Origin of the sequence: Saccharothrix obliqua (assembly GCF_019375475.1) — a bacterium.
Classification (GTDB): domain Bacteria; phylum Actinomycetota; class Actinomycetes; order Mycobacteriales; family Pseudonocardiaceae; genus Actinosynnema; species Actinosynnema obliqua.
On record NZ_JAHXGQ010000002.1, the window covers coordinates 491,142 to 503,449 of the forward strand.

A 12,308-nucleotide genomic window follows, 5' to 3' on the forward strand; every position below is an offset into this window, starting at 1 on the left:
GCAGCGTGCACCGCAAGACGACACCCGTCGCCCGCCTGGCACCCGCCGTGGCGATGGCGCTCCTGCTCGGCGGGTTCACGACCGGCGCGGCGGCCGACCCGGCGACGGACCCCGAGGAGATCTGGCCGACGCAGGTCAACTCCAGCGCGAGCCTCACCGCGCTGCCGTGCGCGCCGGACGGGCCCACGTCGGCCGACGAGGAGGCCGCCACCGCGCTGAACCCGGTGCTGCGCAACAAGATGCGGGGTTACCTCAACGCCTACAACATCTCCTGCGCCCGCGCGGTCGTGCAGGCGGTGCAGGCCCGGGGGCTCAACGAGCGCGCCGCGGCGATCGCGATCGCGACGACGATCGTGGAGACGAGCATCGCCAACCTCGACGGCGGCGACCTCGACTCGGTCGGCCTGTTCCAGCAGCGGGCCACGTGGGGCAGCTTCGCCGAGCGCACCGACCCGCCGATAGCGACCAACAAGTTCCTGGACGTGATGCAGGGCTTCTACCCCAACAGCTCCTGGAGCACGGCGTTGATCGGCGACGTCGCCGCCGACGTCCAACGCCCCGCCGCGCAGTACCGGTACCGGTACGGCGTGGAAGCCGACGACGCGGTCGCGATCACGCGGCACCTGTGGACCTCGCTGGTCGGTTTCGGCCGCGCCGAGGTGGTGCGGGTCGGCGCCGACGGCGTGCTGAGCGGCACGCGCAACGACGACGCGTTCGCGGGCGAGTGGCACGCGCCCGCGGACATCGGCGTCGACACCACCGAGCACACCCGCCTCCGCCTGGCCGACCTCGACGGCGACGGCCGGGCCGACCTGGTGCGGATCGGGTCGAACGGCGTCCTGACCGCGTGGTGGAACAGCAACGCCCTCACGGGGAAGTGGTACGCGCCCGTCACCGCCGGCAGCGTCGGCGGCGCGGACCACACCCGTCTCCACTTCGCCGACCTGGACGGCGACAACCGCGCCGACCTGATCCGGGTCGAGCCCGACGGCACGCTCACGGTGTGGCGCAACACCAACGCGTTCGCCGCCCAGTGGGCCGCACCGACCGCCGTCGGCGGCACCGGCGGCGCGGACCCCACCCGCGTCCACCTCGCCGACCTGGACGGCGACAACCACGCGGACCTGATCCGGGTCGACCCGGACGGCACGCTCACCGCGTGGTGGAACAACAACGCGTTCGCGGGCCAGTGGCACCCGGCCGGCGCGGTCGGCGCGATCGGCGGCGGCGACCACACCCGCGTCGTGTTCGCCGACCTCGACGCGGACGGCAAGGCCGACCTGGTGCGCGTCGAACCGGATGGCTCGCTCACCGCTTGGCGCAACACCAACGCGTTCGCCGCCCAGTGGGCCGCACCGACCACCATCGGCGCCGTCGACACCACCGACCACACCCGCGTCCACTTCGCCGACCTCGACTGACCCCGCGCGGTCAGCGGAGCGCTTCGCGGACGGTCTCGCGCAGCCAGCGCTGCGCCGGGTCCGCGTCCAACCGCGCGTGCCAGGACAACCGCACCTCGACCTCCGGCAGCGGCGCGGGCACCGGGAACCAGCGCAGGCCCAGGGCGCGGCCGTGCTGCTCGGCGAGGCGTTGCGGGGCGAGTCCGACGTAGTGGCTGGAGGCGACCAGAAGCGCGGCGAGGGCCGAGGTGGGCACCACGGCCGCGACGTGGCGTCGCAGGCCCGCCGCGGTGAGCGCGTCGTCCAGCGGTCCGCGTGCCCGACCGCGGCGGGACGCCGAGACGTGGGGGTGTTGGCACAGCTGCGCCAGGGTCGGGCGGCGGTGGCGGCCGAGGGGGCTGTCCGCCCGGACGATCCCGACCACCCGGTCCCGGTACAGCGGCGCCGACCGGATGTCGGGCGCGGTGCCGTCGCCGACGCCGATGTCCAGGTCCACCGTGCCGTCACGCAGTGCTTCGGCGCTTTCGCCGCCCTCCGGGACGAAGCGCAGGACGACACCCGGCGCGACCGCCGCGGTGGCCTCCACCACCGCCGCCGCCAGGGTCGCGGCCACGCCGTCGTTGATGCGGATCGTGAAGGTGCGGTCGAGTTCGGCGGGCGTGATCCCCCGGTCGTCGTTGACCAGCGCCGACGCCTCGTCGAGCAGGGACCGCACGCGTGGCGCGACGCGCAGCGCGAACGGCGTCGGCGTCATCCCGCGACCGGCGCGGACCAGGATCGGGTCGCCCATCGCCCGCCGCAGCCTGCCCAGCGCCCGGCTGGTCGCTGGTATCGACAGGTTCAGGCGCTCCGCCGCCGCCGTGACACCGCCCTCCCGGAGCAGGGCGTCGAACACGCGCAGCAGGTTGAGGTCCACAGGCACAGTTGCAGCGTACGCAAGTGTCCCTTCCAGGAGTTGCGTGGCACGAGGGCTGTGCCCGTCCCTAGCGTCGACCCCATGCCATCGAACGTTCTGCGCGCCGACCGTGCCCGGTCGCCGCGGCGAAGCACGCCACGCGGTCTGACCGCGGTGATGTGCGCCTGCGTGGTGCTCGTCATCGGGATGGTCGCGGCGGTCAACCTGGCCGTGCCGATGCTCGCCGCGAGCGACCCGCACCCGTCCGCGTCGGTGCTGGTGTGGATCGTCGACACCTACGTGGTCTTCTTCGCCTGCCTGGTGATACCGGGCGGCGCGGCCGGCGACCGGTTCGGGCGCAAGGGCGTCCTGCTCACCGGCCTGGTGTTGTTCGCGGTCGGCGCGGCGGTGTCGGCGGCCGCGCCGAACGCGGCCGTCCTGCTGGTCGGCCGCGCCGTCACCGGCATCGGCGCCGCGGCGGTGCTGCCCAACACGCTCGCCGTGCTGCTGCACGCCGTTCCCGCCGAGCGCAACGGCGCGACGATCGCCACCTGGGCGGCGATGACGGGGATCGGCGGGATCGTCGGCAACGTCGGCGGCGGGCTGGTCCTGTCGGGCGGGTCGTGGCGGTGGCTGTTCGCCGCCGCGCTGCCGGCCGCGCTGGTCCTGGCCGCGTTGGCGGGACGCGTCGCGCCGGTCTCCCCGCGCCACGAACGCCACCTCGACCCGCTCGCGGCGGTGTTGCTGGTCGGCGCGTCGGTGGCGTTGCTCATCGGTGTCGTCCAAGGCCCGGAAGCGGGGTGGGGCAGCGCGATCGTCGTCGGCGGGTTCGGGTGCGCGGCCGTGCTCGGCGTGGTGTGGGTGGTGGTGGAGCTGAGGGCGGAGCACCCGTTGCTCGACCCCCGCCTGTTCCGCGTGCCCGCGCTGCGCAACGCCTGCCTCGGCATGACCGCCATCTTCTTCGGCATGTTCGCGCTGTTCTACGTCAACGCGTCGTTCCTCCAGTACGGCAAGGGTTTCGACGTGCTGCGGGCCGGTCTCGGGATCATCCCGCTGACCGTGCCGATCATCATCGGCGGACGGCACGTCGGCCGCCTCGTGCGCCGGGTCGGCCTCGACGCCACCATCGCCCTCGCGTTCGCGTTCGTCGGCGGTGGGCTGCTGGGGCTGTCCACGAGCGACGAGGGGACGCCGTACTTCGCGTACGCCGCGTGGCTCGTGGTGACCGGGACCGGTGTGGCGTTGGCGCTGCCGACGCTCTCCGGTGTCATCGCCGGGTCGCTGCCACCCGAGCGGGCGGGGGTGGCCACCGGGTTGCAGGCCACCACCCGCGAGTTCGGCAGCGCGCTCGGCGTCGCCGTGATCGGCACGGTGCTCACCGCCCGGTTCGCCTCCGCGCTACCGCCCGACCTCCGTGCCGGTCACGACCCGAAGACCGTCGCACAGGCGCTCGCGACGTCCCCGCCGGACCGCGCGCACGACGTCATCACCGCCTTCACCACCGCCACGGAGGCCGGGTTCCGGGTGATCGGCGTGTCCGTGCTCGTGCTCGGCGGGCTCGTCGTCGCGCAGTCGGCGCTGTCCCGACGTCGGCGCTCCGGGTGAGGGGCCGGGTCACGAGCCGATCAGCAGGACGTGGAGGTCCCACGCCCCGTAGTCCTCGTTGAAGACGGCGGCGTACTCGGCCCACGCACCGCTCTCCACCCCGCTGCGCCCGGTGGACGTGCACAGCGGCTCGTCGTGGTAGGTCGCGATGTGCTCCCAGCGGTTCGCTTCCGGTGGGGACGCGTGGCGGGTCGTGAAAAGCGCTGCGCCCACGCCCCCGGGCAGGGTCAGCGCGGCAATGGCCATGGAGGCGATCAAGTACCGCATCACGTGCCTCCTCATGAGGTGTGCCGGGCGGGTGTCCAGCGCTTCGGTTCGTCCACCCTCGGGTGCCACGTGCGCCGGGCGCGACCCGCGTTTCGCCGACCTCCACCCGAACGTGTGGGGGGCCTCGTGAAGAAGGTGGTCGGTGCGGCGGTCGCCTCTCGGCGAGTGGCACGACGCGGCTCCAGCCGAACGGTATTCCGCGAAGGCTATGAGATGAGGCCCGGGGGACACGGACCGCACCGACCACCCTGCACAACGGCGCGCGGGCCGCTGGTGTTCCCCGTTCGTGGTGTTCTACGTCTCACCCGGCCGGCGTGCGGGTACCCGAGCGGTGTGAGCACGCAGCCGCGGGTCGCCGCGTCCAGCGAGCAGGTCGACGAGGACGGTGTCCGGCAGCCGTCCGGCGACGTGCACGCCTGGACCCCCGGCTCGAACCAGACGCTGTGCGGCCAGGCGCTGAGCCGCAGCCGTCTGGGCCGCTTCCCGCACGTGCCGTGGGCGGACGCGGTCTGGCTCACCCGGACCGCTCCGGCGGACCTGCGGCTGTGCCCCCGCTGCGCCGCCGCCACGACCCCGCGCGCCGAGCGCGGCGGTCGCCGGTGGCGCCGCGTCCACCCGCGCCCGTAGGGCCGACCGGGGGTCGACCGGGGGGCCGACCGGGGAAGCGCTCCCACGGCGGCAGAGACGCCGCGTGGCCACACCCGCGAGCCCGGCGACCACCGCGCCCGCAGCGCCCTCGCCCAGCCGCGCCCACGAGCCCCGCGACCACCGCACGCGCAGACCCCCAGCCCGCGAGCCCCGCGACCACCGCACCCGCAGACCCCCAGCCCGCGAGCCCCGCGACCACCGCACCCGCAGACCCCTCGCCCGCGAGCCCCACATCCACCGTGTTCGTCCACAGGGGACCCGGTGGTTGCGGGCCCGTGGCGCGGGTACTCGCCGGTCATGCTGAAACACGCGCTGTGGCAGGGGTTGGTCGCCGGGACCGTCGGGACGGCGGTGATGACGCTGGGCGAGAAGGTCGAGCAGCGGCTGACCGGCCGGCCGGACTCCTACGTGCCGGCCAGGGTGCTGGAGCGGCTGGCCGGGATGCCTGAGCGACCGGGCGGGCCGTCGAGGGCGACGAACCTCGCGATGCACTTCGGTCAAGGCGCGCTGGCGGGCGTGATCCGGTCGTTGATGGCGAACGCGGGCGTGCGCGGACCGGTCGCGTCCGCGATGTTCACCGCCGTCCGGTTGAGCAACGACCAGATCCTGGAGAACGCGACCGGCGTCGGCGCTCCGCCCCAGACCTGGCCCCGGAAGGAGTTGGCGGTGGACGTGCTGCACAAAGCGGTCTACGCGTTCGCCACCGGGTTCGTGGCCGACGCGCTGGCCGCCCGCCGGGGTCCGGGACCCGGTCAGCGGCACGCGGGGCGGGTCCCGGGGCGCCACTCGGATGTCGGACCGCTCCCGGACCACAAATGAGGACCGTACCTGTCCGCGATGGGTGTCAGGGTGGCCTCGACATGCGGAATACCGCGCACCACGCCAGAGGAGCACTCCGATGAGCCGCCACGTCCAGGTCACCTTCGACGCACACAGCCCGCGCGCGCTGTCCAGGTTCTGGTGCGAGGTGCTGGGCTACGTCCACCCCGGCCCGCCCGGCGTGGAGGTGCCCGCGGGCGTCGACCCGCTGACCGCCTGGGACGACTTCCTCGCGCGGATCGGCGTGCCGGAGGACCAGCGCGACACCAGGTCGGCCATCGAGGACCCCGAGGGACGCGGACCGCGGATCTTCTTCCAGCGCGTCCCGGAGGAAAAGATCGCGAAGAACCGCGTGCACCTCGACGTCCGCGCCGCACCCGGCCTCCAGGGCGACGAGCGGATGGCGGCGCTGGAGGCGGAGTGCGCGCGGCTGGTCGGGCTGGGTGCGACGCGGGTGCGCCGCCACGAGCCCGAACCGCCGATGAGCGCCGGCTTCATCGTGCTGCTCGACCCCGAGGGCAACGAGTTCTGCCTCGACTGAGCGTCAGGGGTTGATCAGCGAGTTGAACGCGCCGTGCACGTCGCCCTCGGACGCCGTCACGTACATGTCGGAGTCCGGTCCGGTGTCCAGCCGGTTGAACGTCGTGTAGTTGACCACCGCCGGGCAGCTCTCGCCGTCGATCTCCAGCGTGGTCTCCGCGACCAGCCGCCCGGTCTTCACCTCGAAGGCCCGGACCGGGATCGCGATCCGGTGGAACGACACGTCCTTCTCCCCGCTGAAGGTCCCCGAGAACAGGTACGTGCAGGTCTCCTTGACCGAACCGTGGGCGACGGCGCCGGCGCAGATCACCAGCGTCGCGTTGGCGACGTCGCTCACCAGCCAGTCGCCCGGCAGCCGCTTGGTGTGCTCGTTCGTGCCGGCCACCCACGCGCGGTTGGGGCTCTGCGCACCGTACGGCGCGGCGGCGCTGTACGGTGCCGGCGCGTCGCAGTATTTCGGCTTGTCCGCCGACGGGCTGGCGAGCAGCGCGCGCACGTTGGCGAGTTCGATCGCCCACGTAGCCTTCTGCACGCCGTCCTTGGCCTTGGGCGCGAGTTCGTGGTTCGGGTACTGGTCCAGCAGCTCCTGGTAACGGTCACGGGCCTCGGTGAACGAGGACGCCGACATGAGGTCGTCACCGCACTGCACGAACGCCGCCGGCGCGACGCGCGGCAGCACCTCGTTCGCCCGGTCCAGCGCGTTGCCCTTCGTGCCGCGCTCGCGCAGCCACTCGGTGAGGTCGCTGGTGTCGCAGGCGTCCTTGGTCGGCAGGGCGGACAGGAAGCCGTCCAGCGCGCGGTCCACGACCCGCTCGTAACCCGGCAGCTCGGCCAGCGCCCTGGTGAGCCCGGTGAACCCGTTCTCCAGGGCGTTCGTGTCGCCGGTCAGGGCGGTGCGCAGCTGGGCGGACGCCGCGTCGAGCCGCCCGCACGCCCGCACGGTGTCCTCGCCGCGCACGGTGAGCGGCGCGTTGGCGACCCGGTGCCCGAACCACAACCGGTCCACCGCGGCCACCGCCTGCCCGCAGTCACCCCCGTCCCGCGCCGCCACCGAGTCACCCTCGATGCCGGCCGCGTCGAAGCGCAGGAAGCCCACCGCCAGCAACACCGGCACCGCGGTGGCGAGCGCGATCACCCGCTGCCGTCGCGCGGCGGCACCCGACCCGCTCCCGCGGGCGAGCCGCCACCCGTGCGCGATCATCGCCACCCACCACAGGACGATGACGATCTCCAACCACAACGCGCGAACCGCCGCGACGTGCACCACCACCAACGCGAGGGTGATCACCCCGGCCAACAACGCGAGCCGCTTGCGCCCCAGCAGCAGGTAGCCGACGCCGAACAACGAGGCGTTGCCCACCGCGGCAGCCGCCGGGTCGACCACCCGCACCGGCGCCTCCGCCGCCACCGGCGGGTTTTCGCCGTGCTGCCATCCGGCGTTGGCCACCGGCAGGACGACCGGGATGCCGTACGCCGGCGTCGCCATCGCATCGGTCGCCTCGGACGCACCCGGAGCCCACGGATCACCCGCCGGCGCGGAACCCGGAGCCGGAACCCCGACCGGCGGTTCCGGCTCCGCGGGTGCGGCTTCCGCGCCAACGGCCCGCTCTTCCACCCCGGCCGCCGGTTCCTCCGCGGCGGCACGCCCTTCCTCCCGCGCGGGCTCCTCCGCCGCGGCCACCGGCTCGTCCACCACCCCGGCGGATTCCACCCCGGCGGGTTCCACTGCGGCCGACTCCACTGCGGCCGGTTCCCCGGCCGCCGGCGAACCGGCCGCCGACGGCCCTTCCGCCGGGGCGGGCGCGATCTCCTGCGGGGTCGGCGGCCCCGACGAGGTACCCGCGGGCTCCGGCGCGGGTGCCGGGGAGGTCGCCGAGGCGGGCGGCAAGCCCTCCGGGTCGGGCGTCGACTGGTTCACTGCGGTCCTCTCCGGGTGCACGTCCTGAGCGCCTGTCGAGACGGTGATCCAATGCTGACGGCTGAGGCGGTCCCGTGTCCCGCAATCCGGCGGTCTGCCCGACCGGAAACTTCCTCCCGACCCCCATCACCCGGCGCCGGTGGGCCATCCGGCCCAGCACCGCACGCCCACCGCTACCCGACGCGGAGGGTGATCTTGCCACCGCTGTGGCCGCCGGCGCTCTCGAATTGCGCACGCGCCGCCTCGGACAGCGGGTACGCGGCGGCGTGCCGCACGACCAGCCGACCGGACGCGGCCAGGTCGCCGAGTTCCGCCAGGACACCGGTGTTCTGGTCGCCGGGCTCACCACCGGAGAACGTGATCCCCAGCTCGAACGCCGCCGGGTCGGCCAGCGTGACGATCCGCTCGGTCCCGCCGAGCAACGCCACGGAGTCCGGCAGCGCACCGAAACCCGCCGCGTCGAGCACGGCGTCGACCCGCAACCCGGTGTCACGCACCCGCCGCACCAGGCCGTCCCCGTACCGGACCGGGATGGCGCCGAGCGCACGCACGGTCTCCGCGCCCCGTTCGCCCGAAGTCCCGATGACGGTGGCACCGCGGGCAACGGCGAGCTGCGTGGCCAGACCACCGACGACGCCACTGGCACCGTGGATCAGCAACACGTCACCGGCGCCCACGGACAGCAGCCGCAGCCCGCGCAGCGCGGCCTCACCGGCGACGGGCAGCGCGGCGGCGTCCGCCCAGCTCAACGACTCCGGCTTGCGGACGATGACGGAGGCCAGCGCGAACTCGGCGTAGGAACCCGTTCGCGCCCAGCCGAACACCTCGTCCCCCACCGCGACCGGCGCGCCGTCCCCGACCGCGTCCACGACACCGGCCAGCTCCAGTCCGGGCCGGTGCGGCAGGCGCAGCGGGATGACGTCGGCCATCGCACCGCCGCGCAGCTTCCAGTCCATCGGGTTGACCCCGGCGACCCGGACGGCGACCCGGGCCTGGCCGGGCCCCGGCTCGGGAACGGCGACGTCGTGCGGGCGGAGGACGTCGGGGCTGCCGTACTCGGCGAATTCGATGGCGCGCATGGGCTGCTTCCTGTCGTGGTGACACCGCCCGGCCGATGCTATGCCCCGCGCCCGGTTCAGCTCGGCGCGCGGTCCGTGCGCAGTGCTTCCTCGACCGCCTCGGCGATCCGCCGTTCCGTCGCCGCGCTCCGGCGGCGGGCACGCAGGCGGACGAGCACGATGATCCCCGCGATGACCACGAGCGCGGCCAACCACGTCCACGGCACCGCCCAGGTGCTCGCCGTCGCGGTCACCTCGGCCGGCGGGGAACCGGTGTCCCCGCCCTCGACCCGCGGCACGAGGCGCACCGACGCCTCCAGTCGCACGAGCGGCGCGACGTCGGCCACCTCAGCGGTGAAGTCCATGTGCGCGCCCGGCAGCAGCTCCGGCACGGTGAGCTTCTGCTCCCCGCCGCCGAGCCCGAACAAGCCCCGCACGGCCACGGTCTGCTCGCCGCTCATGCGCAGGTTCCCCGTGTTGGTGACCCGGAACCCCACGGTGGCCGAGCCGAGGCCGAGGGGGTTGGCCGTGCCGTGGTAGTCCACAGACAGGTCGCCGATCTCCAGCACGGGCTTGGCTTCCCCGCCTACCCGCAGGTGGATCCGGCTGCCGAGCCTGCGGTCCACGGACACGCCGTCCGCCGCCTCGGGCACGGCCAACGAGGTGACGATGCCGCCGCTGTGGTCACCGGGCCCGACGTCGGTGGGCACCGTGATGGTGAACGGGACCTCCACGGTCGCCTTCGCCGGCACCTCCACCTGCGGCGCGGCGAGGCGCACCCACGAACCCAGGCCGGTGGACTTCTCACCACGCGGCAGGAGGTCCAGTTGGCCGCTCGTGGTGGTGAACCCGTCGGCGGCGTAGACCAGCAGGCTGATCGGCCGGTCGCCGTGGTTGGCGATCGCGATGGCGTCGCGGACGGTGCTGCCCGGGTCGGCCGCGTAGCTGTAGTTGGGGCGGCTGTCGCCGTGGTCGGCGCTGGCGGCCGGGCGCACCCCCCAGGTCACCTGGTCCTGGGCGGCGCCCGCGCCGGGCGGGGCGGTCAACGCGATCCAGGCGAGCACGGCGAGGACGAACAGGGGGCGGCGCATGGGTATCTCTCCAGAGGGGTGGTGGGGCGACGCGCAGCGCGTCGCCCCACCGAGGGTGGTGAAAAGAGGACGACTCAGCCGAGAGCGGTCAGGGTGAGGGTCGCCCGGTAGGTGCCGTCGGCCACGTTGACCGGCAGCCGCAGGTCGAGGTCGGCCCGCAGGACCGACGAACCGTCCGCGTGACCCACCGGCGCGCTACCCAGCGTGGCCGACTGGGCCAGGCCGTCGCCGCCGAGGAACCCGGACGCGACCGCCGCACCCGCGACCGCGCCACCGGCGTTCTCACCGAGGAACGGCGCCCAGCCGAGGTACTTGCCGCTGAACGTCTTGCCGGCCGACGTGAAGTCGCCGACCCGACCGGACAGCGACCACCGCGGCGCGTCGCGACGGGTGTCGGTGACGCGCACCGGGTTCAGGGAACCGGTGGCGGCGAAGTGGTCACCGGACTGCTTCGCGGTGCCGAGGTCGACCACGCCGTTGCCGCCGTCGATGCTCCACACCAGCTCGCCCGGCGCGCGCTCGGGCACGGTGACCTTGATGCGCTGCTCGTCGTCACCCGCGGGGGCCTCGACGTTGGCCTCGGTGACGTGCTTGACGCCGTTGCGCTTGGTGATGGTGAAGGTGTCGAACAGGTCGCCGACCTGCTCGCGCTCCGGGGAGTCGGCCTTCTTCTCGGCCACGTAGGACCGGTAGGTGACGGTGTCGCCGTTCACCGAGATGACCTGGTAGGTGGTCACGCCCTGGCCGCGCTTGACCTGCGTGGCGCCGTTGCGGGTCCACACGTTGTCGTCGGCCGGGGCCAGGGTGTAGTGCTTGGCGCCCGAGTTGCTCACCGCGTAGACCGGGCCCGTGGTGATGCCGGGGGTCTCGGTGGCGTCGGAGTTCTTGTAGCCGCGGGCGTAGGTGTGGTCGTGGCCCATCAGCACGAGGTCGATGTTGCGCTTCTCGAACACCGGGACCCAGTTGGCGCGCAGCACGGGCTCGTCACGGCCGGTCGAGGTGCTGTAGACCGGCTGGTGGAAGGTCACCACGGACCACTTGCCCGGGTTCTCGGCCAGCACGGTGTCCAGCCACGCCGCCTGGAACTCGACCCACAGCGGGCCCGGGGCCGGGCAGTCCACCGCGCACGACGGCAGCGACGGCGGCCTCAGGTAGCCGGTGTTCTGGGTGGCGTTCAGCGTGATGAAGCGGACGCCCTGGTAGTCGCTGAAGTACACCGTCTCCTTGGCGACGTTCTCCCAGTGGGCGAAGTACGCCGCGGTCTGGCGGGCCGCGTCGGTGTCGCCCTTGGCGCGCTCGGCCAGCGCGCCGATGTTGTTGACGTTGGGGTGGTTCGCCGGGTACTCGAAGTTCATCTTCCAGTTCCGCAGCGCACCGTCGCCGGTGTACTCGTGGTTGCCGGGCGCGGCGAGCACCTGCGTGGTGGCGGCGCTCTCGCCCATGCCGTTGAACCAGCTGGTCCACTGGACCTGGTTGCTGGTGTCGATCAGGTCACCCGCGTGCACGCTGCCCGCCGAGTTCGGCGCCTTGGCGTTCGCGGCGGCGACCACGGCCGGCCACGTGGAGTCCAGGCCGATCTGGGCGTCGCCGTAGTACAGGAACTCGAACGGCTTCGCCTCCTTCGAGGCGGACCGGAACGGGCGCCAGCGGCTCCAGTCGTTCTCGTTGCCCACCCGGTACTCGTACGCGGTGTCCGGGGTCAGACCGGTGGCCGTGGCCGAGTAGTGCGTGTAGTCGACGCCGTTGAGGTTGCTGGTGTCGACCGCGGTCGCCGCGATGTCCACCACCGCGCCGCCGTCCGCGGTCCGGAGCTGGACCTTGCCGCCGGCCGCGTCGGTGCTGCGCCAGGTGAAGCTCTGCGAGTCGGTCGGGGTGGCGGTCGGCGTGAGGATGACCCGGCTGGTGTTCGTCGTCTGGGCCGAGGCGGCCGGACCGGCCAGGGCGAACGCCCCCGCCACGACCGACCCGACGACCGCGGCGGCCACCACGGTGCGCGAGCGTCCGCCGACGCCGCGTCTCTGCTGGGAAGACATGCTGGGAAGTGCTCCTTCGCTAGGGGTGGTGCGC

Annotated in this window: 11 protein-coding genes; 5 read left to right on the forward strand and 6 right to left on the reverse strand. The window is 73.6% G+C overall.

What is annotated here, in order from left to right; genetic code table 11:
• The first annotated feature begins 5 nt into the window (after positions 1-5).
• Positions 6-1,421, forward strand: a complete 1,416-nt coding sequence (locus KZQ38_RS08235) for an FG-GAP repeat domain-containing protein (protein WP_219440037.1) — start codon at positions 6-8, stop codon at positions 1,419-1,421.
• A gap of 10 nt (positions 1,422-1,431) precedes the next feature.
• On the opposite strand, the gene KZQ38_RS08240 is transcribed toward KZQ38_RS08235, so the two are convergent.
• Positions 1,432-2,322, reverse strand: coding sequence for a LysR family transcriptional regulator (locus tag KZQ38_RS08240; RefSeq protein WP_219440038.1), 891 nt, complete (start codon positions 2,320-2,322; stop codon positions 1,432-1,434).
• A 150-nt stretch (positions 2,323-2,472) separates the two neighbouring features.
• On the opposite strand from KZQ38_RS08240, the gene KZQ38_RS08245 reads away from it, so the two are divergent.
• Positions 2,473-3,900: an MFS transporter gene (locus tag KZQ38_RS08245; RefSeq protein WP_219440398.1), complete on the forward strand. Its 1,428-nt coding sequence runs from the start codon at positions 2,473-2,475 to the stop codon at positions 3,898-3,900.
• A 9-nt stretch (positions 3,901-3,909) separates the two neighbouring features.
• Here KZQ38_RS08245 and KZQ38_RS08250 read toward each other — a convergent pair whose 3' ends face one another.
• Positions 3,910-4,167 carry a hypothetical protein gene (locus KZQ38_RS08250; protein ID WP_219440039.1) on the reverse strand — a complete coding sequence of 86 codons (258 nt, stop codon included), beginning with the start codon at positions 4,165-4,167 and terminating at the stop codon, positions 3,910-3,912.
• A 333-nt stretch (positions 4,168-4,500) separates the two neighbouring features.
• Between KZQ38_RS08250 and KZQ38_RS08255 the strand changes: the two genes are divergently transcribed.
• The 3 genes from KZQ38_RS08255 to KZQ38_RS08265 all read left to right on the forward strand — a co-directional run bounded on the left by KZQ38_RS08255 (position 4,501) and on the right by KZQ38_RS08265 (position 6,175).
• Positions 4,501-4,794, forward strand: coding sequence for a hypothetical protein (locus KZQ38_RS08255; protein ID WP_219440040.1), 294 nt, complete (start codon positions 4,501-4,503; stop codon positions 4,792-4,794).
• A gap of 318 nt (positions 4,795-5,112) precedes the next feature.
• Positions 5,113-5,634 carry a hypothetical protein gene (locus KZQ38_RS08260; protein WP_219440041.1) on the forward strand — a complete coding sequence of 174 codons (522 nt, stop codon included), beginning with the start codon at positions 5,113-5,115 and terminating at the stop codon, positions 5,632-5,634.
• A 79-nt stretch (positions 5,635-5,713) separates the two neighbouring features.
• On the forward strand, positions 5,714-6,175 hold the full coding sequence (locus KZQ38_RS08265; RefSeq protein WP_219440042.1) for a VOC family protein: 462 nt from the start codon (positions 5,714-5,716) through the stop codon (positions 6,173-6,175).
• 3 nt (positions 6,176-6,178) lie between these two features.
• Here the strand turns inward: KZQ38_RS08265 and KZQ38_RS08270 are convergent, their stop codons facing one another.
• The 4 genes from KZQ38_RS08270 to KZQ38_RS08285 all read right to left on the reverse strand — a co-directional run bounded on the left by KZQ38_RS08270 (position 6,179) and on the right by KZQ38_RS08285 (position 12,274).
• Complete coding sequence (locus KZQ38_RS08270; RefSeq protein ID WP_219440043.1) at positions 6,179-8,092, reverse strand: hypothetical protein; 1,914 nt, start codon at positions 8,090-8,092, stop codon at positions 6,179-6,181.
• A 173-nt stretch (positions 8,093-8,265) separates the two neighbouring features.
• A complete protein-coding gene (locus tag KZQ38_RS08275) occupies positions 8,266-9,171 on the reverse strand; it encodes an NADP-dependent oxidoreductase (protein ID WP_219440044.1) in 906 nt (301 codons plus the stop codon).
• A 56-nt stretch (positions 9,172-9,227) separates the two neighbouring features.
• The gene (locus KZQ38_RS08280) at positions 9,228-10,241 is read right to left on the reverse strand and encodes a WxL protein peptidoglycan domain-containing protein (RefSeq protein ID WP_219440045.1); all 1,014 of its coding nucleotides are present in this window, start codon (positions 10,239-10,241) and stop codon (positions 9,228-9,230) included.
• 74 nt (positions 10,242-10,315) lie between these two features.
• Positions 10,316-12,274 (reverse strand): purple acid phosphatase family protein, encoded by a 1,959-nt coding sequence (locus tag KZQ38_RS08285; protein ID WP_219440046.1) that lies wholly within the window; start codon positions 12,272-12,274, stop codon positions 10,316-10,318.
• Positions 12,275-12,308: the final 34 nt, after the last annotated feature.

Bases quoted from the DNA above. Each gene is read 5' to 3' on its own strand.
- KZQ38_RS08245 (WP_219440398.1), top strand. From the start codon at position 2,473: ATGTGCGCCTGCGTGGTGCTCGTCATCGGGATGGTCGCGGCGGTCAAC.
- KZQ38_RS08280 (WP_219440045.1), bottom strand. From the start codon at position 10,241: ATGCGCCGCCCCCTGTTCGTCCTCGCCGTGCTCGCCTGGATCGCGTTG.
- KZQ38_RS08265 (WP_219440042.1), top strand. From the start codon at position 5,714: ATGAGCCGCCACGTCCAGGTCACCTTCGACGCACACAGCCCGCGCGCG.
- KZQ38_RS08250 (WP_219440039.1), bottom strand. From the start codon at position 4,167: ATGCGGTACTTGATCGCCTCCATGGCCATTGCCGCGCTGACCCTGCCC.
- KZQ38_RS08260 (WP_219440041.1), top strand. From the start codon at position 5,113: ATGCTGAAACACGCGCTGTGGCAGGGGTTGGTCGCCGGGACCGTCGGG.
- KZQ38_RS08275 (WP_219440044.1), bottom strand. From the start codon at position 9,171: ATGCGCGCCATCGAATTCGCCGAGTACGGCAGCCCCGACGTCCTCCGC.
- KZQ38_RS08285 (WP_219440046.1), bottom strand. From the start codon at position 12,274: ATGTCTTCCCAGCAGAGACGCGGCGTCGGCGGACGCTCGCGCACCGTG.